Source organism: Terribacillus halophilus, from assembly GCF_900101385.1.
GTDB lineage: Bacteria > Bacillota > Bacilli > Bacillales > Amphibacillaceae > Terribacillus > Terribacillus halophilus.
This window is the reverse complement of sequence record NZ_FMZB01000009.1, coordinates 35031-57732: the sequence shown is the minus strand read 5'-3', so window position 1 is coordinate 57732 and position 22702 is coordinate 35031. Positions and strand designations below refer to the sequence as shown.

The 22702-nt window shown below is 42.7% G+C and carries 27 protein-coding genes; 14 read left to right on the top strand and 13 right to left on the bottom strand.

What is annotated here, in order from left to right; genetic code table 11:
- Positions 1-43: 43 nt before the first annotated feature.
- Positions 44-595: a flavodoxin family protein gene (locus BLQ53_RS14725; RefSeq protein ID WP_158221479.1), complete on the bottom strand. Its 552-nt coding sequence runs from the start codon at positions 593-595 to the stop codon at positions 44-46.
- A gap of 114 nt (positions 596-709) precedes the next feature.
- On the opposite strand from BLQ53_RS14725, the gene BLQ53_RS14720 reads away from it, so the two are divergent.
- The 4 genes from BLQ53_RS14720 to BLQ53_RS14705 all read left to right on the top strand — a co-directional run bounded on the left by BLQ53_RS14720 (position 710) and on the right by BLQ53_RS14705 (position 6537).
- On the top strand, positions 710-1597 hold the full coding sequence (locus tag BLQ53_RS14720) for a LysR family transcriptional regulator (protein ID WP_093728066.1): 888 nt from the start codon (positions 710-712) through the stop codon (positions 1595-1597).
- 12 nt (positions 1598-1609) lie between these two features.
- Complete coding sequence (locus BLQ53_RS14715; RefSeq protein WP_093728065.1) at positions 1610-2482, top strand: DNA-3-methyladenine glycosylase family protein; 873 nt, start codon at positions 1610-1612, stop codon at positions 2480-2482.
- A gap of 111 nt (positions 2483-2593) precedes the next feature.
- Positions 2594-4174 carry an acyl-CoA synthetase MbcS gene (gene mbcS / locus BLQ53_RS14710; RefSeq protein ID WP_093728064.1) on the top strand — a complete coding sequence of 527 codons (1581 nt, stop codon included), beginning with the start codon at positions 2594-2596 and terminating at the stop codon, positions 4172-4174.
- Between the two features lie 218 nt (positions 4175-4392).
- The gene (locus BLQ53_RS14705; RefSeq protein ID WP_093728063.1) at positions 4393-6537 is read left to right on the top strand and encodes an ATP-dependent Clp protease ATP-binding subunit; all 2145 of its coding nucleotides are present in this window, start codon (positions 4393-4395) and stop codon (positions 6535-6537) included.
- Positions 6538-6579: 42 nt separating this feature from the next.
- On the opposite strand, the gene BLQ53_RS14700 is transcribed toward BLQ53_RS14705, so the two are convergent.
- From BLQ53_RS14700 to BLQ53_RS14675, 6 genes are all read right to left on the bottom strand, one after another.
- On the bottom strand, positions 6580-7281 hold the full coding sequence (locus BLQ53_RS14700) for a hypothetical protein (RefSeq protein WP_093728062.1): 702 nt from the start codon (positions 7279-7281) through the stop codon (positions 6580-6582).
- Positions 7278-8138: an ABC transporter ATP-binding protein gene (locus tag BLQ53_RS14695; protein ID WP_093728061.1), complete on the bottom strand. Its 861-nt coding sequence runs from the start codon at positions 8136-8138 to the stop codon at positions 7278-7280. The genes BLQ53_RS14700 and BLQ53_RS14695 overlap by 4 nt, the downstream gene beginning before the upstream one ends.
- Entirely contained in the window at positions 8135-8494 is a 360-nt protein-coding gene (locus tag BLQ53_RS14690) for a GntR family transcriptional regulator (protein WP_093728060.1), read from the bottom strand. Before BLQ53_RS14690 ends, BLQ53_RS14695 begins: the two co-directional genes overlap by 4 nt.
- 144 nt (positions 8495-8638) lie before the next feature.
- On the bottom strand, positions 8639-9190 hold the full coding sequence (lepB, locus tag BLQ53_RS14685; protein ID WP_212733372.1) for a signal peptidase I: 552 nt from the start codon (positions 9188-9190) through the stop codon (positions 8639-8641).
- Positions 9191-9270: 80 nt separating this feature from the next.
- Complete coding sequence (locus BLQ53_RS14680; RefSeq protein ID WP_093728059.1) at positions 9271-10125, bottom strand: glycosyltransferase family 8 protein; 855 nt, start codon at positions 10123-10125, stop codon at positions 9271-9273.
- Between the two features lie 90 nt (positions 10126-10215).
- Entirely contained in the window at positions 10216-10797 is a 582-nt protein-coding gene (locus BLQ53_RS14675) for a GNAT family N-acetyltransferase (RefSeq protein WP_093728058.1), read from the bottom strand.
- A gap of 126 nt (positions 10798-10923) precedes the next feature.
- Here BLQ53_RS14675 and BLQ53_RS14670 point away from each other — a divergent pair, with 126 nt between their 5' ends.
- Positions 10924-11820 carry a ComEC/Rec2 family competence protein gene (locus tag BLQ53_RS14670; RefSeq protein ID WP_093728057.1) on the top strand — a complete coding sequence of 299 codons (897 nt, stop codon included), beginning with the start codon at positions 10924-10926 and terminating at the stop codon, positions 11818-11820.
- Between the two features lie 32 nt (positions 11821-11852).
- Here the strand turns inward: BLQ53_RS14670 and BLQ53_RS14665 are convergent, their stop codons facing one another.
- The 3 genes from BLQ53_RS14665 to BLQ53_RS14655 form a co-directional block, all read right to left on the bottom strand.
- Positions 11853-12161: a DUF3243 domain-containing protein gene (locus BLQ53_RS14665; RefSeq protein ID WP_093728056.1), complete on the bottom strand. Its 309-nt coding sequence runs from the start codon at positions 12159-12161 to the stop codon at positions 11853-11855.
- 102 nt (positions 12162-12263) lie between these two features.
- Positions 12264-12650 (bottom strand): GNAT family N-acetyltransferase, encoded by a 387-nt coding sequence (locus BLQ53_RS14660; RefSeq protein WP_093728055.1) that lies wholly within the window; start codon positions 12648-12650, stop codon positions 12264-12266.
- Entirely contained in the window at positions 12650-12829 is a 180-nt protein-coding gene (locus tag BLQ53_RS14655) for a hypothetical protein (RefSeq protein WP_093728054.1), read from the bottom strand. The genes BLQ53_RS14660 and BLQ53_RS14655 overlap by 1 nt, the downstream gene beginning before the upstream one ends.
- 132 nt (positions 12830-12961) lie before the next feature.
- Here BLQ53_RS14655 and BLQ53_RS14650 point away from each other — a divergent pair, with 132 nt between their 5' ends.
- The 3 genes from BLQ53_RS14650 to BLQ53_RS14640 all read left to right on the top strand — a co-directional run bounded on the left by BLQ53_RS14650 (position 12962) and on the right by BLQ53_RS14640 (position 15413).
- Complete coding sequence (locus BLQ53_RS14650) at positions 12962-14389, top strand: alanine/glycine:cation symporter family protein (RefSeq protein WP_093728053.1); 1428 nt, start codon at positions 12962-12964, stop codon at positions 14387-14389.
- Between the two features lie 112 nt (positions 14390-14501).
- Positions 14502-14732, top strand: coding sequence for a hypothetical protein (locus BLQ53_RS14645; protein WP_093728052.1), 231 nt, complete (start codon positions 14502-14504; stop codon positions 14730-14732).
- A 96-nt stretch (positions 14733-14828) separates the two neighbouring features.
- Entirely contained in the window at positions 14829-15413 is a 585-nt protein-coding gene (locus tag BLQ53_RS14640) for an NAD(P)H-dependent oxidoreductase (RefSeq protein ID WP_093728051.1), read from the top strand.
- Here BLQ53_RS14640 and BLQ53_RS14635 read toward each other — a convergent pair.
- Positions 15406-15666 (bottom strand): hypothetical protein, encoded by a 261-nt coding sequence (locus BLQ53_RS14635; RefSeq protein ID WP_093728050.1) that lies wholly within the window; start codon positions 15664-15666, stop codon positions 15406-15408. The two genes, BLQ53_RS14640 and BLQ53_RS14635, sit on opposite strands and share 8 nt — an antisense overlap.
- 87 nt (positions 15667-15753) lie before the next feature.
- Here BLQ53_RS14635 and BLQ53_RS14630 point away from each other — a divergent pair, with 87 nt between their 5' ends.
- From BLQ53_RS14630 to nadD, 5 genes are all read left to right on the top strand, one after another.
- On the top strand, positions 15754-15990 hold the full coding sequence (locus BLQ53_RS14630) for a DUF3953 domain-containing protein (protein ID WP_093728049.1): 237 nt from the start codon (positions 15754-15756) through the stop codon (positions 15988-15990).
- A gap of 112 nt (positions 15991-16102) precedes the next feature.
- Complete coding sequence (locus BLQ53_RS14625) at positions 16103-16879, top strand: NUDIX hydrolase (protein WP_093728048.1); 777 nt, start codon at positions 16103-16105, stop codon at positions 16877-16879.
- Positions 16880-16897: 18 nt separating this feature from the next.
- Positions 16898-17461, top strand: coding sequence for a cysteine hydrolase family protein (locus tag BLQ53_RS14620; RefSeq protein WP_093728047.1), 564 nt, complete (start codon positions 16898-16900; stop codon positions 17459-17461).
- Entirely contained in the window at positions 17458-18918 is a 1461-nt protein-coding gene (locus BLQ53_RS14615; RefSeq protein ID WP_093728046.1) for a nicotinate phosphoribosyltransferase, read from the top strand. Before BLQ53_RS14620 ends, BLQ53_RS14615 begins: the two co-directional genes overlap by 4 nt.
- A gap of 1 nt (position 18919) precedes the next feature.
- Positions 18920-19534 (top strand): nicotinate (nicotinamide) nucleotide adenylyltransferase, encoded by a 615-nt coding sequence (gene nadD / locus BLQ53_RS14610; RefSeq protein WP_093728045.1) that lies wholly within the window; start codon positions 18920-18922, stop codon positions 19532-19534.
- Between the two features lie 150 nt (positions 19535-19684).
- On the opposite strand, the gene BLQ53_RS19080 is transcribed toward nadD, so the two are convergent.
- A complete protein-coding gene (locus BLQ53_RS19080) occupies positions 19685-19942 on the bottom strand; it encodes a methyl-accepting chemotaxis protein (protein ID WP_212733371.1) in 258 nt (85 codons plus the stop codon).
- A 48-nt stretch (positions 19943-19990) separates the two neighbouring features.
- Positions 19991-20929 (bottom strand): methyl-accepting chemotaxis protein, encoded by a 939-nt coding sequence (locus tag BLQ53_RS14605; protein ID WP_212733370.1) that lies wholly within the window; start codon positions 20927-20929, stop codon positions 19991-19993.
- An 877-nt stretch (positions 20930-21806) separates the two neighbouring features.
- Between BLQ53_RS14605 and BLQ53_RS14600 the strand changes: the two genes are divergently transcribed.
- Positions 21807-22136, top strand: a complete 330-nt coding sequence (locus tag BLQ53_RS14600) for a hypothetical protein (RefSeq protein ID WP_093728044.1) — start codon at positions 21807-21809, stop codon at positions 22134-22136.
- The last annotated feature ends 566 nt before the right edge of the window (positions 22137-22702 follow it).

Genomic DNA, 22702 nt, shown 5'->3' with positions numbered 1-22702 from the left:
GATCGCTATGACGATTTCCATGAAGTAGTCCCGCCACGTTTTTTCAGTTGTGTCCTTCATGTGTGTTCCCTTTCTGCAAATATTGGCGCAGCCAAGCTATTTCAGCCATGGCTCTACTATCGGATCTTACATCTCCTGGTTTATTGCCCTCAGCCAATACATAATGATCAAAGGGAATATCGATAAAGTCGAATATCTGCTGGAATTGCAATATCATCGGCAAACCTTTTACTCGTGGTCGATCCCCACCGACTGCAAGTACGATGGCTTCCTTTGGTTTCTTGTTCTCGAATGCCGGTTGTCTGAAAACATAGCTGAGCCGATCAAGAAGAACTTTCAGTTTTCCGGGTATGCCGTACCAGTAAATTGGTGCAAAAATAATGATAATATCATGTTTTAGAAGGAAATCCAGTAAGATCTGAGTGCTTTCATCCAGGGGTGCATGTACTGATTCATGACGGAAGTCTTCAAAATCCGTCAAGGATAATTCGCTGATATCAAGTGTTTCATGTTCCATATTTTCTATAAGGGCTTCAGCGAGTATTTTGCTGTTGCTCTTCGTACGGCTGCTGCCAAGAATCAATCCGATAGACAAGCTATCACGCCCTTTCCAATATTTATATAAAAAGTGTATACTGCACTCATGCATAGGAAAAGCTGAATTATTTGATTATTATAATCGGAAAAAGCGATTTAGGAGTGAGTGCAAATGCACATCAATCATTTAAAGACATTCACTGTAGCAGCAGACACACTTAATTTTACGAAGACAGCCCAACGGCTTGATTATGCTCAATCCAGTGTCACTGCCCAGATAAAAGCATTGGAGAAAGCATACGGTGTCGAGCTGTTTCAGCGTCTGGGAAAGAGGATTTATTTGACTGAAGCGGGAATAAAAATGCAAAGCTATGCTGAAAGGATCCTGGCTTTGCATGATGAAATGAGCCGGGAATTCGATGAGGGGATGGAGGAAAAAGGCACAATTCTAATAGGCGCCTGTGAGAGTCAATGCATCTATCGTCTGCCTAAATTGCTTCGTTTCATCCGTTCCCGATATCCGCAAGTACAGGTCGTCCTGAAACCTGTACCATCCAGTAAAACCTCGGAACAGATGCTGCAAAAGGGCGAATTGGATCTAGCTTTTATCATGGATCGGGACCAGCAGTATGACTTCCTGGAATCCGTTTCCCTATTTCAGGAGGATATCGTCCTGATAGGATCGGCGAATCATCCATTATCAGTTCAATCATCCGCTGCTTTGTCTGAGGTGATGCAGCATCCTTTAATACTGACTGAGAAAGGGTGTTCTTACAGGACGGAGTTGGAGCAGGTACTGGAGGAACAGAATTTACATTTAGAAAACATCATTGAATTCGGCAGTATCGAAGCGATTAAACAATGTGTGAAGGCTGGGCTTGGTTTTTCCTATTTGCCGCTTATGACTGTACGGAATGAATTGGAATCAGGGGAATTAAGCTCAATCCGGATTGATGCCCCGATCAATCAGCCTATAACGAAACTGCTTTGGCATAAAGATAAACGAATGACGAAAGTGGTACAGGATGTCATTGACTTTTCAATAAAACATATAGGATAGGAGAGAATAATCATGTGGGAAAAACAGCTTAAAGGAACACATACATACAATTATCATTATTTGATGAAAAGATGGAGTATGGATCAGCTGAATGTAGTTGATCCGGAAAGTCATGTAATGAAGCTTCCGGTTGTTTTAAAGGATGGGTCCCGCCATATTGTTTTATTAAAGTTCGGCGGACCTATCACAGCTCCTGTTGTTAACGTTTCTAGCGTGGATTCTTTGAGACAAGCAGATATACTTGCTTGGGTGGAGAGCTGGCTCCAGTGGGATATCGATCTTGCGGGGGTAGCTGCGCATTTTGTCGGTTCGGATCTGGAACAACTATTTTACGCACATGCAGGAACCCCAATCGTAAAAGATACGGACTTGTATTACTGCTTGATGAAGACAATCATCCACCAGCAATTGAATTTGAAGTTTGCCTACACGCTGACGAATCGATTCGTGGAGACATTCGGAACAAAGGAAGATGACATCTGGTTCTATCCGTCGCCGGATGTTGTTGCTTCCTTGGCGTACGAAGACTTACGTGCGATGCAGTTTTCGCAGCGGAAGGCAGAATATGTGATTGATACAAGCCGTTTGATTGCAGAGGGGAAATTAGATCTGATGCAGCTTGCTGCCGCATCTGATGAAGAAATCGCTGCAGCATTGACGGAAATTAGGGGGCTTGGCAGCTGGTCAGCTCAAAACTGGATGCTGTTCGGGTTAGGGCGAGCTGATTTATTACCTGCTGCTGATATCGGGGTGCAAAACGCTTTGAAGACCTATGGCAATCTCGCTGAAAAGCCGACACCAGCAGCAATTCATGAACGTGGAGAAAGATGGTCTCCTTACCGTAGTTATGCGGCTGTTACGCTTTGGAGAAGTATTGAGACCTGATACTAATATCAAGTTTTATAATTTGGTAACAATTATTACTGGGAAGCCGTGCTTTTGTCTGCTATAATAAGTCCATTAGGTAAATCAGGCAGCCATTTAGGAGGCGTAAATATGGAAAGAAAAGATTTGATTGCACCAGAGCAATACAACATCGTTGATGAAATGGAGCGATATGTTACAGACGAAGATCGTAAAGCGCTCATTTGGATGGACGAGGCGGGCAATAAGAAGGAAGTGACGTATAAGACGTTATTCCAGGACGTAAACCGCACAGGTAATGTTCTGAAACAACTGGGCTTGGTAAAGGGCGATTCCATTCTCGTGATGGTACCGCGTGTCGTGGAGGCATATCATATTTATGCGGCAGCTTTGAAGCTCGGACTTGTAATCATCCCTAGCTCCGAAATGCTGAAGACGAAGGACTTGCAATACCGAATCGATCATGGAAGAGTGAAGAGCATCATCAGCTATCATGCCTTCACTGGACAATTTGAAAAGATTGAGAATCAAGATAGCTTGATCAAACTTGCAGTCGGCGGAGCTGCAGCTGGATGGGAGGATCTCGGGAAGCTCAAAGCGGCAGCCTCAGCAGAACTGGAAACAGTAGAAACCTCCCGTGAAGATATTGCACTAATGTCCTACACAAGTGGTACGACAGGCAATCCAAAAGGGGTCGTGCATACACATGGCTGGGGATATGCGCATTTGCGCACAGCGGCTGAAAACTGGCTGTCTGCTTCCGAAGGTGATGTCGTATGGGCGACAGCGGCACCTGGCTGGCAAAAATGGGTATGGAGTCCGTTCCTTTCTGTATTGGGAACAGGTGCTACTGGCTTCGTTTACATGGGACGCTTCGACGCCAAAACTTATCTGTCCTTATTGGAGGATTACAAAGTCAACATACTATGCTGTACACCGACTGAGTATCGCCTAATGGCGAAAGTGTCAGATTTGGGAAGTTATAACCTAAGTGCATTGCATAGTGCGGTATCCGCTGGTGAACCATTGAACCGGGAAGTCATTGATGTTTTCCAAAAGCATTTTAACATCATTGTACGAGACGGCTATGGACAGACGGAGAGCACGCTGCTGCTTGGTATCATGAAAGGTATGGAGCCTAGACCGGGTTCCATGGGCAAGCCAACACCTGGTAACGAAGTAGTCGTAATCGATGAAGAAGGTAAGCAGGTCAAAACAGGTGAAGTCGGTGATATAGCTCTGAAACTTGATAGTCCGGCATTGTTCAAAACATATTTCCGTGAACCTGAACGCCGTGAACAAGCGGAAAGAAACGGATACTTTGTCACTGGTGACCAGGCTTCTGTCGATGAAGACGGCTATTTCTGGTTTGAAGGCCGTAGCGATGACATTATTATCAGTTCCGGTTATACGATCGGACCATTCGAAGTAGAGGACGCCTTGGTCAAACACCCAGCTGTAGCAGAATGCGCAGTTGTCGCCAGTCCTGATGAAATCCGAGGAAATGTCGTCAAAGCATTCGTCATCCTCCGTGAAGGGGTGGATGAAAACGATCCTGGCCTTGTCAAGGAATTACAGACACATGTAAAAAATACAACTGCACCTTACAAGTACCCGCGTAAAATTGAGTTCGTCAAAGATTTGCCGAAGACTTCTTCTGGTAAAATCAGACGCGTAGAACTACGTAATCAAGAAAAACAAAACGCAAAATAAAAGAGGAGCATCGCCTATTATAGGCGGTGCTTTTTTTGTTCTTGCTTATTTCTATAGAGAGAAAGGATTTATAAAAAAATATAAAAAAGGAAACAAAACACTTGAAAGTCAAAGAAGGTCAGACTATAATGAGATCACAAGGTCAAAGATAGTCAAAGTCAAAGCAAGACACTTGACCAACTAAATTAAACAAACCTATTAGGGAGGTAATTGTAATTATGAAATGCCAACATTGTGGTGAACGAGAAGCAAATGTGAACTTACTTATGCAATTCAATAACCAAAAACAACAATTACAGCTCTGCCATACTTGCTATAATGAAATGAAAAATACATCTAAGAATCCTGCAGGTTTCGCGAACAATGGCGGAACAATGGATGATTTCTTTAAGAATATCTTCGGTGGTGGAGCACAATCCGGCTTCCAAGCTGGTGCGAATCATCAAACCCAAGCTGGCGGTAATGGCCGCGGACGCGGGGGCTTGCTGGACTCAATTGGTAAGAATTTGACAGATGGTGCACGTGCCGGTCTGATCGATCCAGTAATCGGCCGTGAGCAGGAAGTGAAACGTGTCATCGAGACACTGAACCGACGCAATAAAAACAATCCAGTCCTGATAGGCGAGCCTGGGGTAGGTAAAACGGCGATTGCAGAAGGACTAGCTTTGCAGATTGTCGAAGGCAATGTACCAGTAAAACTGCAAAATAAAGAAATTTACTTGCTCGATGTCGCTTCACTAGTTGCAAACACCGGTGTTCGCGGTCAATTCGAAGAAAAGATGAAACAGCTTATCTCCGAATTGCAGCAGCGTAAGAACGTCATCCTGTTTGTGGACGAAATTCACCTGCTAGTCGGAGCTGGAACTGCAGAAGGTTCCCAAATGGATGCAGGGAATATCCTGAAACCAGCGCTTGCACGTGGTGAGTTACAGCTGATAGGTGCCACTACTTTGAAAGAGTATCGTCAGATTGAAAAAGATGCTGCACTGGAACGTCGCTTCCAGCCAGTCATGGTGAAAGAGCCGACAACAGAGCAGGCTATCGAAATTCTGGAAGGTTTGCAGGAAAAATACGAAGCATACCATCAAGTTACTTATTCAGCGGATGCAATCAAGGCGAGCGTGAACTTGTCGCAGCGTTATATTCAAGATCGCTTCTTGCCGGATAAAGCCATCGATTTGCTCGATGAAGCTGGATCTCGTATCAATCTGCTGACAGTGACAACGGATGAAGATGCCATCCAAACTCGTCTTGCGCAGATTGCAAAAGAGAAGGAAGAAGCTGCCGGTCGTGAAGATTACGAACGAGCTGCATACCTTCGCCAAGAGGAAATCCAGCTTGAACAGAAGCTTGAAGAACCGAAGAATGAAGAAAAAGGCGAAGTGACTGTTGAAGTGATCCAGCAGATTGTCGAAGAGAAAACGGGCATTCCTGTAACGAAGATCCAATCTGAAGAGCAGAATAAGATGAAGAACTTGGCTGCGAACCTATCCAGCAAAGTCATCGGACAAAAGCAGGCAGTAGAACGGGTTGCCAAAGCAATCCGCCGCAGCCGAGCTGGCTTGAAATCCAAACAGCGTCCAATTGGTTCCTTCCTCTTTGTCGGTCCAACTGGGGTAGGTAAGACGGAATTGACAAAAGCGCTGGCAGAGGAAATGTTCGGCACACGTGAATCATTCATCCGTTTGGACATGAGTGAGTACATGGAACGTCATTCTGTTGCGAAACTGATTGGTTCCCCTCCAGGATATGTCGGACATGAAGAAGCTGGACAGCTTACAGAGCGTGTGCGTCGCAACCCGTATACTATCGTCCTATTGGATGAAATCGAGAAAGCACACCCGGATGTACAGCATATGTTCCTTCAAATCATGGAAGACGGGCATTTGACAGACAGCCAAGGCCGAAAAGTGAGCTTCAAGGATACGGTCATCATCATGACAAGTAACGCTGGTACAGGAGATAAACAGATCTCTGTCGGCTTTACAAATTCCAGCAATGAGGCTGTATCCGTCATGGAAAAGCTTGGTGCATACTTCAAACCAGAATTCCTGAACCGTTTCGATTCCATCATCAGCTTTGAGGCATTGAAAGAGGAAGACTTGGTACAAATCGTCGAGCTTATGCTGACAGATTTGACGAAGAACATGGAAGAAGAAGGCTACCAGCTTGAAGTGACTGACGCAGCGAAACACTTCTTGGCTAAAAAAGGCTATGATCCTCGTTTTGGTGCCCGCCCATTACGCCGCGTCATCCAGGGTCAAGTAGAAGATAAAATCACTGATTTTATTCTTGAAGAAGAAGATGTAAGCAATATGATAGTGGATTTGGTTGATGAACAGATTACAGTAGTAAGTAAATAAGCAGGAAAGAGACTCATGCCCCCGGGGCGTGAGTCTCTTTTTTTATATGGCACGCTGACCGATAGAGGTACTGGTGCGGATGAAGAACCAGCTGATCAAGTAGCAAATGCAGGCGATAGCGAAAATCAAACCAAATGCCGGAAGAACAGATAGATTTTGTACCCAATCCAGCAAGTCAATCATACGCTGTTGATTTGTTAATGAGAGAGTAATACCAACTAAAGCGATAGCTCCAAAGACAGAACCACCAAGGAACCCGAATTTGTAAACGATGATTCCAAGTAAAAGGCCTGCAGCAAAGCTGAAAAGCATGATAGCGAAATCAAGTGGCAGACTCAAGAGTATGCTAGTCAACTCGGTACTTTCGTGAATCGGTCGAATGATATGGATATTGGTTATACTGGCAACTTGCAGTACACCATGAAGCAATAATTGCACCGCAGCAAGGAAGGTTGTCATGATGAAACTGATTCCAATTGTGAAAATCCCCACTGACGTATGATAGCTTTTTCTTGTAGCGCCGCGCTTGATTGCAAATGGGAGACTTTCCTGGATAGTACGGAAGCCAAAGATAGCCATGAATATATATGCTGGTGGAGTAATCGCGATATACATTTCATCCGACCCGGCTGAAAAAGCTGCTAATACAATAATGATGAAGAGAAGAATGGAACAAAATATCGTTATTGTCCTCTTGCTATCAATAAAAAAGAAATAGAGTAAAGCTTGAATTTGTTTCATCATGCACGCGCACCTCTTTTTTCTGTTAAATGAACCATCATATCTTGCATCGGAACACCGGAAATCGTAAGATCACCAGTCACTTTCGGTGCTTCCACTGATAGAAAATATGCTTGTGAAGTTCCAGCGAAGCTCTTTTCTTTGATTATATGTCTGCCTTCTACAAAAGCTTTTATTTGATCTGTTGGACCTGAGACGCAATAACTCTGTTCTCTAAGTTCTTCAGCACTTTTTTGTAGAAGGATGCTGCCTTTATTGAAGATAATCACTTCTTCGAATAAATTGCTGACTTCATCAATCAAGTGGGTGGACAGGATGATGATTCGAGGATTACTTTGAAATTCTTCCAGCAACACCTCGTAGAAATAAGCACGGGAAGCAGCATCCAATCCGATATATGGTTCATCCATCATAGTGACAGGTGCATTGCTTGCTAGGCCTACAATGATACCTAGCGCTGATTCCATGCCTTTTGAAAGGCTTTTGACGCGGCGTCTCCTGTTCAAATCGAAGCCTTCCAGCAACTCTTCAGCGAGTTCTTTATTCCATTGCGGATAGAACATGGAAGCGATTTTCAGCACCTGCTGAACGGTAAGATCCTTTTTAAAATTATCTGCTTCCTTTATCAAACAGATTTTTTCTGTAACAGCTCGGTTATCGAAGGGTTTCATACCATTAATAAATAAATCACCGCTTGAAGGTCTGTCATAGCCAGCTAATAGCTGCATGAAGGTAGTCTTACCAGCGCCGTTACGACCTAGCAGACCGTAAATTTTAGGCTCGGTAATACGAATATCAATTCCCTTCAGAGCTTTGGTTGATTTATACTCTTTCGTTAGAGCATCCGCAACAATAGTCATTTTCGTTCATCCTCTCTTAGCATACGAATTATCTCTTCTGGAGAAATGTTTAGCTTATTCGCTTCTTGTTTCAGCGGAATGATATACGAATCATAAAACTGCTGCTTTCGTTTTCCTAAAAGAATTTCAGGTGCTGTTTCTGTTACAAACATACCTACGCCTCTTTTCTTGAATAATATACCTTCGTCTACAAGCTGGTTGATGCCTTTTCCTGCTGTGGCCGGGTTTATTTTATAATGTTGAGCAAATTCATTGGTAGAGGGTACTCTTTCGCCTATTTGGATAGATCCGTTCAGGATGGCATCTTCCAGCTGTTCTTTTATCTGGATGAAAATTGGTTTTGATTCATCAAGCATAGAATTGCTCCTTTATAAGATTGGGGTAATTGGTTCGTTACTCATGTAACTAACTATATAACCAAAGAAGGAGGAAGTCAACCAGAACTTGGAGAAAATAAAAAAACAGTGCAATAGCCTGCACTGTTCGTCACTAATAATTATTCAGTTGGTCAATCCGAATTGGGGGATTGGATAATAGCGGAACTTTACTTCCCCGATGACGGAGTCTTGTGGGATCAAGCCAAACATCCTGCTGTCTTTACTATTTCTGCGATTATCTCCCATGACGAACAGGTAACCATCGGGAATTGTATTTTCCCCAATGACATCACGAAGCTTGAAGTTATTCGTAAATAACGCATCTCCCTGCATAGCTGCCTTCATTTCTTTCAGATAGGGCTCTTTATGCTTTTTGCCATTTACATAGAGTACATCATTTTTGTATTCAATCGTGTCTCCTGGCACACCGATTACACGTTTTACGTAGCTTGCATCCTGGTCTGGGGCATGGAAAACGATTTCGTCAAAACGGTTGATTTCTCCAATCCGGCTGATGATGATCTTGTTTTGGTCTTCCAAAGTCGGGGCCATTGATTCGCCATATACGGTACTGGGGAAATAGAAAAAAGAGCGGAAAATGAATAAAGCGACAATGACGATGCCAACCGACAGCAGCACAGTATATAGTGTGCGTCTAGCTTTCAGGGAAAGCACCTCCTTTAGTACCAGTGTAACATAGAAGGTGGGATCATAGAAAAAACCGGAGTTTTTTTAACTCCGGTTTAACAAACAATTTATACAGATAAGGAATTTCTAGATGTGGCATTTTGCTGTCCAAACGGGGTTTTGGCCAGATATTCATAATAACCATCAGTGTAGGGGTGGATGGATCCTTCTTGCCAAGGTTTCTCTTCCCCGCAGAAGTGGACGATGGATGGTGTTTCTCTTACTGTGCGCAATACCCGCTCTTCCTTGAGTGATTTCGCTTTGTATTCTTTTAGGATAACGTGCGTCTGTGCATTCCATTTTGGATGGAGCATGAGCCAGTCATTCCAAAGAATAGCATTCAGTGCATCCTGGTCATGCCAAGCCAGTTTATCCGGATTTTCGTTGATGAATGTCAGCACTTTCTCCGTAATATCATTGTCACGCCATGCTTTCATGTCGATCAGGAGCAGGCCAGAGTTGAAATAGCGGTCTTTTTTAGTGATTCCCATCTTTTCAAGTCGGTGGTGCTCGCCGTAATCTCCGACAGCTGCAATGATATTGCCATTCATATCAGCATCGAAAAGCTTTTTGACATCATCCAAAATCAGCATATCGCAATCAACATACAGCGTCCGTTCAATAGCTGGATCCATCATCTCGGGGATGGATATACGATAGTAAGCCGCCTTTGAAATGTGTCGGCTGGCAATAGCGCCTCCATATGCATCCAAATCCACATCGAGGAAATGCAATGGCGTCCCATAGGCAGCCGCCGTTTCTTTCAGCAACTGTTTCTTTTGCTGACTAATTCCTCCATCGATGATTGAAATGACCATATCCTCAGGGTTTGAAGTGTTTTCAAGTAAAGAACCCAATGTCATACCCAAATGCTGTGCGTAGTTGTCGTCTGTCGATGATACAATATGCATTTTCTTCTTCATTGTTCTTCTCATCTCCTTGGTGTTTATATAACCTTTGGAATATGAGACTAAACGTATGAGATGAAAATGTAATAATTTGAAATGTGATGATTATCCTTGTGCTTCATCATCTTCCGTCTTGCTGTTTTCTTTTTCTTCCCATTCCTCCAATAACATGCCATAGACATTATGATTCACAAACCCATAGACAAGCTTTTCCGCTTGGCGGATTGTACCTTCATGCGTGAAGCCAAGCTTTTCCGGGATTCTCCTGCTTCGTACGTTCCCGATGGCGGAGCGGATTTCGACCCGGTTCAGCCGAAGTTCAAGGAAGGCATAATCAAGGGATTTGCTGACAGCCTTCTGCATCAAACCAAGACCAGTATAATCTTCCCCCAGCCAATAGCCTAAGCTGGTAGAGCGATTCTCCCAGTCGATTTTATGGAAACCAATCACTCCGGCTAAAGCGCCTTGATACCATATTCCTGCAGTAAATCCGTTATTGGCCGCGAACTGCTCCAGTGTACGCTGGATGAATTGTCTGCTGTGCTCGACAGTTGTATTCTGATCTACCCACGGAAGCCATTGACGCAAATGCTCCCGGGAGCTGTCGATCAGCTGGAACAGCTTCTCGCTGTCCTGCTGTTCCAAAAGCTTCATATAAGTGGCTGAGTCAATCCGATGTGTAAACATGATTCGTCGCTCCTTTCGATTGCTTTTAGTATAGCATGTCCAAGCGATTGTTAAAATTAGGAGAAAAGCCTTCGTGCATACGATCGCATTGCGGATTGCATCCTATGGAAAAGGGGGCGGAACGCAATGAAAAAATGGATAAGTATGACTTGTATCTGGTTGATACTTAGTTTCCCCACAAGTGCAGCTGCCGAAAGCGGGAATGCCATTTGGGACTATATATTTTCGCAAACTGAAGAAGCAGGTAACCTGCAAGTTCATTTTCTCGATGTTGGTCAAGGGGACAGCATGCTGATACAAACGCCATCACATTATAATATTCTAGTGGATGGAGGCGACAGGGAAGCGGGGGAGAAGGTGGTATCAGCGCTTTCTGCCAAAGGAGTGGAAAAAATAGATCTCGTTGTTGCCACTCACCCGGACATCGACCATATCGGCGGACTCCTTCCTGTGCTGGAAAAACTAGAAGTAAAGCAAGTGCTGGATAGCGGGAAATTGTACACGACCAGAACGTATCAACGCTACACAGAACTCCTGTCAGAAAAGAAAATACCAGTGACAATTGCCAAAGAAGGTCATTATTTATCAATTGATCCGCTTATTTCCCTCCAAGTATTGAACGCCAATCACCCGAAAGCGACGAATAATCAAGCATCCATCGTTTTGCGGCTTACGTATCGCACAGTCGATTTCCTGCTGATGAGTGATGCCGAATCACAACAGGAATACAAGATGAAAAATAATTTTGAAGTGGAATCGGAAGTATATAAAGTGGCACACCATGGTTCCCGAACAAGTAATACACTCGCTTTCCTGAAAAAAGTAAAACCTGATTATGCCGTTGTTTCCTATGGGAAAGACAATCAATTGGGACATCCAACAAAAGAAGTTGTGCGTAATCTGCGAAAAGCCGGTGCTGTGCTGTATGCAACGGCCAAAGGCGGCACAATCAGTATTGAGACGAATGGGCTGTCTTGTCAGATCAGCAGTGAAAAGCCCGATCCGATTTATCGGGTCAAATGAAAAAGCGGATCCGATCGGATCCGCTTTTTTCATTAATTCGTTTGATCCGCCAGCTTCACGAGTGTATTCGCAAGCGGCTTCTTATTTTCCTCATCAGCAACCAACCACAGTTGTTTGAGTAAATACTCCTCACGGTTGCGAGGTTCCTCTTTATCAGCTAAAAAATCAGCGACGCGCTGAGCGGCTTTTGTCAAAGCTTCTTCACTCAACCCAAGTCGTTCCCCTTGTTTCACTTTGTTTCCTAAATAATCTTGGAAGTTCTGGAAATTGTTCAGAATCTCGTTCTTATCTTCTTGAGAGAGATTTTTCGCAGCATGTTGTGCGCGATCTTCATGTGCCATTCTCATTACCTCCTCTAGTTGAGTTAGTAATGTATTCCCAGTGTACAAACTGACAAACAACAAATGCTAAATATATATCATATGTACTAGATAAACGAGTAGTTACTCTGCATATGTCTTGCGGAAACCATAAAAAGGTCGGAAATGTTTCTGCTCATAGTACGATTTTGATGTGCTTGTGGCAAGCAGCTCCATACGTGTCAAAGGATAAAGATCGTGTGCTGCTTGAAGCAGTTTGCCGCCGATCCCTTGTCCACGCACCTTGTCATCCACTAGCAATTCGGCAACGAAAAGGGTGATGACTTTATCGGTGATACAGCGGATATAGCCGCAGATTTGGCCATCAAGCATGGCAACGAGAGCTGTTGATCCCTCCATAGCCTGATCGAAGCGGACAGGATCAGCGGCAAGGGTGGTCCAGCCTTCTTCTTTTAACAATGTAATAATCCTGTTTAGATCTCCTGCCTGATAGGGACGTATTGTCATCATTATTTCTTCTCCTTTTTTGTACCTTTTGGCATCGATCCGAAAATGATGGCCCAAATAGCCCCCATTGCTATACCAGTAGCGACGCTTTGCAGGGCAATTCCGAATAGTATTGCCATCATAACACCTACTGTGATCGCCAATGGATAACGAAAGGTTTTTTTCTCCTTATCTTGCTTCAATTCCTATCCCACCTTGTCTTTATTACCCCAGTATATCATGGAAAACGCATCACGATGGAAGGAAAAAACATTGCGTATCATGTTAGATTTTGTTACATTGGTTAGGTGTATTTATAATGGGGAGAGAAAGAGATGGATATATTATTAAAAATAATAGAGTCTGCAAGTGATTTTATGTGGACTTATATCATGATGGGTTTATTGCTCCTAGTCGGTCTTTATTTTACCCTTAGGCTTAGGATGACGACATTCACGCAAATACCGCATATGTTTAAATTGATCGGTGAAAAGACAGCCGATGGGAAAGGGGTCAGCTCTTTTCAGGCTTTTTGTATCAGTGCTGCTGCACGTGTAGGTACCGGTAACTTAGCTGGTGTCGCGCTTGCTATTTCTGTCGGTGGTCCGGGGGCGGTATTCTGGATGTGGCTGATGGCTTTCCTTGGTGCAGCGTCTGGTTTCGTCGAAGCGACACTAGCACAAATCTATAAGACGCGAGACGGAGAAGCTTCTTTCCGCGGTGGTCCAGCTTACTATATGGAGAAAGCTTTAGGTAAGCGTTGGCTTGGTGTCACTTTTGCCGTAATCATCACTTTGACATTCGGTCTTGCTTTTAACTCCGTTCAAGCCAATACGATCGTAAGTGCATTCCATAGCTCCTTCGGTATCAGCAAAGGACTATTGGCGATTGTTATGACAGTCATCAGTGCACTTATCATCTTCGGCGGTACAAAGGTAATCGTCAAAGTATCTGAAATTATCGTGCCGGTCATGGCAGGAGGATATATCCTGCTGGCTATCGGTATCATCATCTTCCATATCACGGATATTCCGCATGCATTCATGATCATTTTCCAAGATGCATTCGGTATCAAAGAAATTGCTGGCGGAGCCGTTGGTGTTGCGATGATGCAAGGTATCAAACGAGGTATGTTTTCGAATGAAGCCGGTATGGGTAGTGCACCGCAAGCGGCGGCTACTGCCAATGTATCTCATCCGGTGAAACAAGGTTTCATCCAATCACTTGGTGTATATGTCGATACATTCGGTGTATGTACAGCTACAGCATTCATCGTCATTCTGTCCGGACTTTATACAAGTACGGAATCTGATGGAATCGTGCTGACACAAGATGCACTAAGTTCCCTTGTTGGATCTTGGGCAGGAATCTTTATTGCGTTGATCGTCTTATTGTTTGCCTTCTCATCTGTAGTCGGTAACTATTTTTATGGTGAGTCGAACATCAATTTTATCAAGCGTAGCAAAACATGGCTATTCATCTACCGTGTAGCGGTAGTTGCGATGGTTGCAGTTGGTTCCATGGCAAGTCTTGATTTCGTATGGGGAATTGCCGATCTGTTCATGGCAATCATGGCGTTCATCAACTTGATTGCGATTGTGCTGCTTGGAAAAATCGCTTTCCGTGCATTAAAAGACTATATGGGACAAAAGCAGGCTGGAAAAAATCCGCAATTCTATGCAGATAGCGTAGCGGGGATTCCGAACGTAGACGAAGATGTTTGGGCAAAGCAAGCTGACAAATCCAAGGTATCCTCTTCTTGAGAGGATGCCTTTTTGTTTAGGATAAAATAATTTAGAAAAGTTAAGAAACAGGACAGTGAGGGAAGACTAGGGATACAATGGAAACAGAACTTAGAAGAAGGAGTTTTGATCCATGCAGAAAACAGCACTTGTTTCGCTCGTATTCGGGGTCATCAGTTTGTTTCTTTCTCTATACGGTATCTTTTTCGGTATCATTGGTTTTGTCCTTGCCATACATACGATACGGAAAGCAGAGCATGTAGAAAAGGCAGGGAGGAGGATGGCAATCGGTGGTTTGGCAACAAGTGTCATTGGTGCAGGCTATCAAATCGTGGCTCTCCTCGTTCTCGTCTTGACAGCATAAATGGAAAGAGTGCAGCGTAAAATGCTGACACTCTTTTTTTGGAACTTTTTTATATGGTTGGTGTATATGAGATATCTTGGTTTCAGGAGGAAATCGATGAACGCATTATTGGTATACGCACATCCTAATCATGCATCACTCAACCATAGCTTTTTAGAAGCTGTACAAGCAGGGATCAAAGCCAACCCTGTCATCAGCAAAACGGAAATAATTGATTTATATGAGGAAGACTTTAAGCCTGCCTTGGTTTTTCATGAGAAAAAGCGCCGCCGGGATATGCACACCGATCCGGATTTCGCATTATATCGTGAGAAAGTCAATCAGGCTGATTTGCTTGTATTCATTTATCCAATCTTTTGGGGGCGGCCCCCAGCAATGCTACTTGGATTCATCGATCAAGTCTTTGCGGCAAATTTTGCTTACCGGCATGACGGACTTTTGCCAGAAGGACTTCTAAAAGGGAAGCAGGCAGTATGTGTTTCAACGATGAAAGGTCCCTCTCTATATAGCCGCTTCTATTTGCGAAATGCACATAAAATCCTGATGGAACGAGCGCTGTTTCATTTTGTTGGCATTCGCAAAGTGAAGATATTCGAGTTCGGCGGCATGGAAAGAAAGGATGGGAAACAGAAAAAATATCTGAGTCGAACCAAAGCATTCTTTAGTAAATTAGCTAAATAGCCAGCTGTTCCAATTCGTAATATTTGTTACGGACATCCTGGATATCATTTTTGGCTAAACTGCGACTGATTTGTTCCAGCAAGGAAGCGAATGTGTCATCTTCAATGCGTTCTGCCTGTTGGGCAATCCTGGCAGATCCTGCTTCCAGAACTGCTTCTGAGACGTTACCTATTTCATAAATTCGGAAGTATTTCTGAATCTCCCGGATGGCCGTCTCTTTATAGGTTACTTGCCATTCGTCATAAGTCGGCATATTACATACCCCTTTCTATTCAATAAGGAGCTTCGTCCTGTTATACTGTCTATGACTCATCATGCCCCTTGGAAAGGAAGAATGCAAATGTTACGAAAAATAAATGCTCTGCTCGCCGTCATTGTCATTGCAATCGGCGTCTACCGATATATCGATCAAGACTATGAAGTGAATCCCCAATTGATGCTGCCGCTATTATCACTCATGTTTTTATTGTTTTCCATTGAGGCGATTTTGAACAAAAGAAAGCTGATCGCCAGTTTATATGTGGTCATCTTCGTGATTGTTGCGGGTGCAACTGTCATGATTTTCACACAGACGTAAGTCTCCTTCATCATAGAGGAGGCTTTTTTGTTTATCCTTGACATTATGGAGTTAACTTGCATATAATGCAATTAACATTTAACATATTGTTAATTAAAAGGAGATTACATGATTGAAGTCGAATAAAGAAGTGAAACACTATGATGTCAGCCGCTATCGTACACCTGATGGTTATACATCGGATATCGCCGTTTTCACAATCACCTCAGAAAGGACAAAAGCCTATGCCCCACCCAAAATGGAGCTCAAGCTGATGCTCATCAAGCGCGCGGATTATGATACAGAAGGGAATCCGAATATTGAAGCAGGGAAATGGGCGTTGCCGGGCGGATTCGTGACACCGGAAGAAACCGCCCAAGAAGCTGCCAGTCGTGAGTTGAGCGAAGAAACAGGTATCGATGGTATTCCTGTGAAGCATTTTGGCGTTTATGATCAGCCTGAGAGGGATCCGCGCGGATGGATCATCTCGAATGCGCATTATGCAATTGTACCGGAACATCAATTATTTTCCAGAAAAGCGAATGATGATGCTGCGGATGTGGAATTATTTTCGGTAGAGGAACTTGAGTGGAATCAATTGGCATTCGATCATTCGGCTATCATTTGTGATGCAATCGCTCATATCTCGCGGGATTTATTGCAAACTACAGTTGCAAAGCAATTCCTACCCGAGTCATTCACCTATTCAGAGCTGCAGGCTGTCCTGCTTACCATCACAGATGACAAGGCAATCCGGAATGAGCAGGCGTTTGCGCGTAAAATCAAATCACTGCCCTTTATCGAAGCAGTTGAGGGGCAGAAGACACAGCGGACCTCCAAACTTCCGACACAGCTCTATCGTTTCGTTGAAACAGACATAAAGCAATCGATTTATACAGCTCGTCATTAATCCAAAGGAGGATGCAGGATGAAAGCATTGATCAATATCGATTATACCAATGATTTTGTAGCAGAAAATGGAGCGCTCAGTTGCGGGGAGCCAGGACGTGAAATCGAGGAACGGCTGGTGGCGATTACCTCCGCATTTATCAATAGGGCAGACTACGTTGTTTTCGCCATCGATAAGCATGAGGAGGGGGATGTGTTCCACCCGGAAACAAAGCTGTATCCACCGCACAATATCGAAGGGACACAAGGACGGCAATTGTTCGGAAAGCTTGATGATGTGTATAAAGCGGCTGAACAAGAATCGAATGTCTACTTTATGGATAAAACAAGGTACAGCGCATTTGCTGGTACTGACTTGCTGCAGCGGTTGAATGAGCGCGGAATAGAAGAAATCCATGTGGTTGGTGTAGCGACGGATATTTGTGTGTTCCACACGCTTGTCGATGCTTATAACTATGGCTATAAAATCATCGTCCATGCGGATGCGGTGGCAAGCTTCCACCAGGAAGGGCATGCCTATGCACTGCATCATTTTAAAAACGTATTAGGTGCTGAAGTTGTGGAAGGAGGAAAGGAACGATGACATATTATCAGGATGATAGCACGGCATTGCATACCGATCTTTATCAAATTAATATGGCCCAGACGTATTGGAAGGATGGAAAACACAATCGTAAAGCGGTATTCGAACTGTTTTTCCGTAAGCAGCCATTTGGCAATGGCTTTGCCGTCTTTGCCGGATTGGAACGCGTCATCGATTACTTGAAGGATTTCCGCTTCTCGAACTCGGATCTGGATTATCTGGAGCAGGAGCTTGGCTATGATGAAGCGTTTATTGCCTACTTACGCGAGCTGCGTTTTACCGGGGATTTATATAGCATGCAGGAGGGAGAGCTTGTTTTCGGGACCGAACCGATCATCCGGGTGGAAGCGCCTCTGGCCCAGGCTCAGCTCATTGAAACAGCATTACTGAATATCGTGAACTATCAAACGCTGATTGCTACGAAAGCAGCTCGTATCATGCAGGTATTGGATGAGAGAGAGACTGCAATGGAATTCGGTTCCCGGCGTGCCCAAGAGATGGATGCAGCCATTTGGGGGACCAGGGCCGCCTACATTGGTGGATTCCATGCTACTTCCAATGTGCGGGCGGGTAAGAAATTCGGGATACCGGTTGCCGGTACGCACGCCCATGCACTTGTGCAGGCATATATTGACGAGTATGAGGCCTTTTGCAAGTATGCAGAAAGCCATGTGGACTGCACTTTCCTGGTGGATACGTATGATACATTGAAGTCGGGGGTGCCTAATGCCATCAAAGTGGCAAAAGAAATGGGAGATAAAATACGCTTCAACGCCATTCGTCTGGATAGCGGAGATCTTGCTTATTTATCAAAACAAGCACGCAAGATGCTGGATGAAGCAGGTTTCACGGAAACCAAGATCACGGCATCCAATGATTTAGATGAAGAGACAATTGGGGCACTGAAGGCACAAGGAGCAAAAATTGACAACTGGGGCATTGGTACGAAGCTGATAACTGCGTATGATCAGCCAGCATTGGGAGCGGTATATAAAATTGTCTCCATCGAGGATGACAATGGAAGCATGGTTGATACAATCAAAATCAGCGCCAATCCCGAAAAGGTCTCGACACCTGGATTGAAACGCGTCTACCGGATCATAAATCGGGCCAATCAGAAATCGGAAGGGGATTATATTGCGCTAAAGGATGAAAATCCAGAGGATGAAAAGAGGCTTAAGATGTTCCACCCGACTTACCCGTACATCAGCAAGTTCGTAACGGACTTCGAGGCGAAGGAGCTTCAGCAGCCAATTTTCCAAAACGGTGAGCTCGTCTACAAGCTTCCATCCCTGAAAGAGATGCGTGAATATGTGAAACACAGCCTCACTTACCTATGGGACGAATATAAACGGACACATAACCCCGAGGCATATCCTGTCGACTTGAGCACAGCTTGCTGGAACAATAAGATGGAATTGATCGAACGCATCAAGTCACAGCTGGAGGAGAAGTGACATGGGGAAAATCGGCATTTATGGTTCTTCCTTCGATCCGATTACAAATGTCCATTTGTGGACTGCCAGCACGGTAGCCCATCGCTGCAAGCTGGATAAGGTGATCTTCCTGCCTTGCTCGAGTAAGCGGAAGGATAAAAAACTCAATACAACCGACGAACATCGTTGGCAAATGGTCCAGATGGCTATCCAGGATAATGATTGTTATATTGCCGATGATTACGAAATGAAGCAAGAAGCATGGAATGTGTATACCGAGCAGACACTGAAGCATTTCAAGGAAGTCTATCCTGAGGATGAGATATACTTCATCATGGGTGCAGACCTGCTCGAAGATATTGGAGCGGGAAAATGGGGGAACAGTGAAGCATTGGTACGTGACAATCGATTCATTGTCATGGCCCGTAACGATATCGATATGCTGAAAGTGATCAGTCATTCCCCGCTGCTGCGCAATCATGATGACGGGCAAACCTTTCATCTGATTGATAAAGGGCTCGCGATGGAAATCAGCTCTACTTACATCCGCGATGAGTTTGCTGTCGGCGGAGAGCCGAGGTACTTGCTGCCGGAGAGCTGTTATCAGTATATTAAGGAGCATCAGATATATAAATAATTTCACTGGGACAAAAATGATGTAGCTAGAACAAAAACCGAACTATGACGTGAATTCTTTAACCAGGATTCACGTATATTCGGTTTTTTCATATAATTTAAGTTATGAAGCATTTTGATTGTAAGTCTGAAAACGCTTTGGCTTTTACTGCTATTTAATTCTGAATTTATTAAGCTGTTCATTTAATTGGATTGCTAATCCATCTAAATCTTTAGCGGAATTTGCGGTAATCTCAGTTGATGCCAATTGTTCTTGTCCAGCAGCAGATAATTCTTCCGTACTTGCTGCAAAGTCTTCCACTTGTGATGTCAGGTCTTGAATTTGGTTAGATATTGTTTTTGAGTTTGCGTTCACAGTTCGAATGGCTTCTGCCGTTTGGTTAAAGTGATTTACAATACCTTCATACATACTCTTGATTTTTTCAAATGCGTCTTTTGTAACTTTTAATGCATCTCTTTACTCGTTCACTAATTGGTTTGATTTGCTGATATTTGTAACGGCTAAATCTGTTTTGTTTGAAGTCTTTTCGATGATAGTTGTTATTTCGCCAGCTGAAATAGAAGTTTCTTCGGCGAGTTTCCTTATTTCATCTGCTACTATGGCGAATCCTTTACCCGCTTCGCCGGCTCTTGCTGCTTCAATGGATGCATTCAGTGCTAATAAATTTGTCTGTTCGGCGATGGATTTAATAATACCGACAAAACTTGTTACTTGATTTATCATTTCTTTTAGTTCATTTATTGAATAATTGACTTCATGTGAAACATGAAGGGTATCGTCCATCTTCTTCGTTTGCATATCGACACTTTTTTGACCTTCATTGATCGATTCTATCGATTTAGATGCTTGTTCTGCACTTTCGGACGTATTTGTAGCTATATCGTCCATCAGCGAGACCACATCCGAGAATGTCCTGCTAATACCGCTCATTGTCTCTGCTTCTTCTGCGTTTCCTGCAGCAAGTTGATCCAATGTAGTGACTACCTGTGTAATCGAGTTCACATTTTCATATGTATTTTTAGTAAGTTTATCTGAGTGGTTCGTAACAGTGGAAGAAAACATCTGGAGTTTAGAAATCATATCCTTGAGTGCTTTTCTTGTTTCATATAAAGCTTTTGCCATATCACCGGTTTGGTCTTTTGCTTTCAACAATTTTTCTAAATCTTCGTCTGTATCCACCAAATCTAAATCAGCAGTTTTTCCGGCAATCTCCGTTACCTTCTCAATGGGTTTTTCAATCGCTTTTCCTAATATATACGATAAAATAACCCCAACGATCAGGGAAATAACCAAGCCCCACAACACAGGTGTCGGAATCATGAATCCTGATTGCGTGTGCTGTACAGCTTCCCCGTTGGCAGTAGAAGCGGATGAATTCTCACTACCGTTATGCATGATCAGCGATGCACCTACGTTTATGTCGATTTTTGTCGAGAATTGGATAATACGATGGAGAAAGTTAGAAAAAAAGAAGTATTTTGCGAATGTTATTCAGGAAATGAGATGAGTAATAGGTCATCGTGTAAATGCATATGTATCTTAAGTAGCAAGTACAAAGTGGATGGAATTAAAACAAAAAAGAGGCATAAATAAATTATGCCTCCGATTTGCTATCGTTCTTAGTGGAGCATAGCGGGCTCGAACCGCTGACCTCTTCGCTGCCAGCGTAGAGAGCACTGTAATCTCTAGTTCCTTATAAGAAATACTGAGTATTAGTTGTGTGTGTTTTTGAAATAATAATCATTCTTATTATCTTTGATTATCTCTTGTATTCTTAGGTTTGTGACCAATTTATGACCATAGTTGTAAAGATGCTTCAGTGATTTAGCTAAAATTCAATGTGCGTTGTATGACATCTAGTACTCCAATTACAGTTTTTTTGATGATGATATCTAAGGAATAAATGGAAATTGAGGGTTAAAGCACTCATAATCGCCACTGTGTATGCCTTTTAGATGAAGAAGAATGATAGAATTTTAATTAGTTATAAACAAAATACAATTATTATATGAAGGGGTACTTAATATGGAGAGTATCGATAGAGATATACTAATGCGTTTACAATCAGATGCTCGGTTGTCAATGACTTCCCTTGGAAAACGTCTGAAAAGGGTAAAAGGAACTTCCATCTTACTGTATTCGTGAACCATTTCCGTTATAATATAATAATTTTCTGTAAATTATTATAATTATTTTCCAATTTATTGTACTTTAATGAAAAATATGTTAGTTTATATTCGTAGTAAATACTAATAGAAAGGAGGGATGTACTATGAAAAAGAAAACGAGACAGTTTATTTGCTCGATGTTGGTAGTTGGCACAATTGGATTAGGTGCAAGTACAGCGGATGCGGCATCTTTCGGAAATTCTTCTAGTGGAGCCTCCTCTGTAGAGTCTTTCCAAATTAAATATAATGGTGCCGCCTGGAATTACTCTAATTCGGCCTATAAGTCTACTTCGTTTAAATATACACGAAATGGTAGAACTTTACTAAGTAAAACAGCCTATACTAGCAAAGTGACAGGTTCTGTTTGGGACGATTTAAGATGGGGAGACAAGTATACTACGAAATTTACTTGGAGCCGTGGAGCAAAAAAATAATTTTTCTTAGTTTAAATTTTTGAAATATTCTATTAACAAATTTTAATGAAATATCTATGAGATTTATTATTATTGAATTATAGGAAATGGTTCGGGCCTGATAGGTATTTCCCTACAGGGCCCGAATTCGACTTTTAAATCTTATAAAGTACCGCATTACTTTAATTATGAATAATAACTACGTAGTTGGTATTTATTAAAAGGTGATACTATTGAAATATTCTTTATTTAGATTTATCGACGTTTTTGAGGCGTTTGCTAGCTATCTAATCTGTTTTGCTTCAAACTTGATATTTATTTATGTACAAACTTTGAATTTAGAAGGTTCTTATATTTTAAAGTCTTTTTTAAAAAGTATTATAGATTATCAGCTTATAATAAATATTTTTCTTACATTTATTATAATAGTATTTCACTATCAATTTCTAAATCGTAAAAAAACAGAAATATCCTGCCGAATACTTGTAGGAGATACAATGGTAAATATTATAATTCGATATATCTTGAATAGTCTAGCTATATTAGTGTTTAGTTTTTTACTATCACTCTTATTAAACTTCTATTTA

What these genes read in the sequence shown, in the direction of transcription:
- BLQ53_RS14720 (WP_093728066.1), top strand. Translation starts at nt 710, where the DNA reads ATGCACATCAATCATTTAAAGACATTCACTGTAGCAGCAGACACACTT.
- BLQ53_RS14715 (WP_093728065.1), top strand. Translation starts at nt 1,610, where the DNA reads ATGTGGGAAAAACAGCTTAAAGGAACACATACATACAATTATCATTAT.
- mbcS (WP_093728064.1), top strand. Translation starts at nt 2,594, where the DNA reads ATGGAAAGAAAAGATTTGATTGCACCAGAGCAATACAACATCGTTGAT.
- BLQ53_RS14705 (WP_093728063.1), top strand. Translation starts at nt 4,393, where the DNA reads ATGAAATGCCAACATTGTGGTGAACGAGAAGCAAATGTGAACTTACTT.
- BLQ53_RS14700 (WP_093728062.1), bottom strand. Translation starts at nt 7,281, where the DNA reads ATGATGAAACAAATTCAAGCTTTACTCTATTTCTTTTTTATTGATAGC.
- BLQ53_RS14695 (WP_093728061.1), bottom strand. Translation starts at nt 8,138, where the DNA reads ATGACTATTGTTGCGGATGCTCTAACGAAAGAGTATAAATCAACCAAA.
- BLQ53_RS14690 (WP_093728060.1), bottom strand. Translation starts at nt 8,494, where the DNA reads ATGCTTGATGAATCAAAACCAATTTTCATCCAGATAAAAGAACAGCTG.
- BLQ53_RS14680 (WP_093728059.1), bottom strand. Translation starts at nt 10,125, where the DNA reads ATGAAGAAGAAAATGCATATTGTATCATCGACAGACGACAACTACGCA.
- BLQ53_RS14675 (WP_093728058.1), bottom strand. Translation starts at nt 10,797, where the DNA reads ATGTTTACACATCGGATTGACTCAGCCACTTATATGAAGCTTTTGGAA.
- BLQ53_RS14670 (WP_093728057.1), top strand. Translation starts at nt 10,924, where the DNA reads ATGAAAAAATGGATAAGTATGACTTGTATCTGGTTGATACTTAGTTTC.
- BLQ53_RS14665 (WP_093728056.1), bottom strand. Translation starts at nt 12,161, where the DNA reads ATGGCACATGAAGATCGCGCACAACATGCTGCGAAAAATCTCTCTCAA.
- BLQ53_RS14660 (WP_093728055.1), bottom strand. Translation starts at nt 12,650, where the DNA reads ATGATGACAATACGTCCCTATCAGGCAGGAGATCTAAACAGGATTATT.
- BLQ53_RS14650 (WP_093728053.1), top strand. Translation starts at nt 12,962, where the DNA reads ATGGATATATTATTAAAAATAATAGAGTCTGCAAGTGATTTTATGTGG.
- BLQ53_RS14645 (WP_093728052.1), top strand. Translation starts at nt 14,502, where the DNA reads ATGCAGAAAACAGCACTTGTTTCGCTCGTATTCGGGGTCATCAGTTTG.
- BLQ53_RS14640 (WP_093728051.1), top strand. Translation starts at nt 14,829, where the DNA reads ATGAACGCATTATTGGTATACGCACATCCTAATCATGCATCACTCAAC.
- BLQ53_RS14635 (WP_093728050.1), bottom strand. Translation starts at nt 15,666, where the DNA reads ATGCCGACTTATGACGAATGGCAAGTAACCTATAAAGAGACGGCCATC.
- BLQ53_RS14630 (WP_093728049.1), top strand. Translation starts at nt 15,754, where the DNA reads ATGTTACGAAAAATAAATGCTCTGCTCGCCGTCATTGTCATTGCAATC.
- BLQ53_RS14620 (WP_093728047.1), top strand. Translation starts at nt 16,898, where the DNA reads ATGAAAGCATTGATCAATATCGATTATACCAATGATTTTGTAGCAGAA.
- BLQ53_RS14615 (WP_093728046.1), top strand. Translation starts at nt 17,458, where the DNA reads ATGACATATTATCAGGATGATAGCACGGCATTGCATACCGATCTTTAT.
- nadD (WP_093728045.1), top strand. Translation starts at nt 18,920, where the DNA reads ATGGGGAAAATCGGCATTTATGGTTCTTCCTTCGATCCGATTACAAAT.
- BLQ53_RS19080 (WP_212733371.1), bottom strand. Translation starts at nt 19,942, where the DNA reads ATGTATGAAGGTATTGTAAATCACTTTAACCAAACGGCAGAAGCCATT.
- BLQ53_RS14605 (WP_212733370.1), bottom strand. Translation starts at nt 20,929, where the DNA reads ATGCATAACGGTAGTGAGAATTCATCCGCTTCTACTGCCAACGGGGAA.
- BLQ53_RS14600 (WP_093728044.1), top strand. Translation starts at nt 21,807, where the DNA reads ATGAAAAAGAAAACGAGACAGTTTATTTGCTCGATGTTGGTAGTTGGC.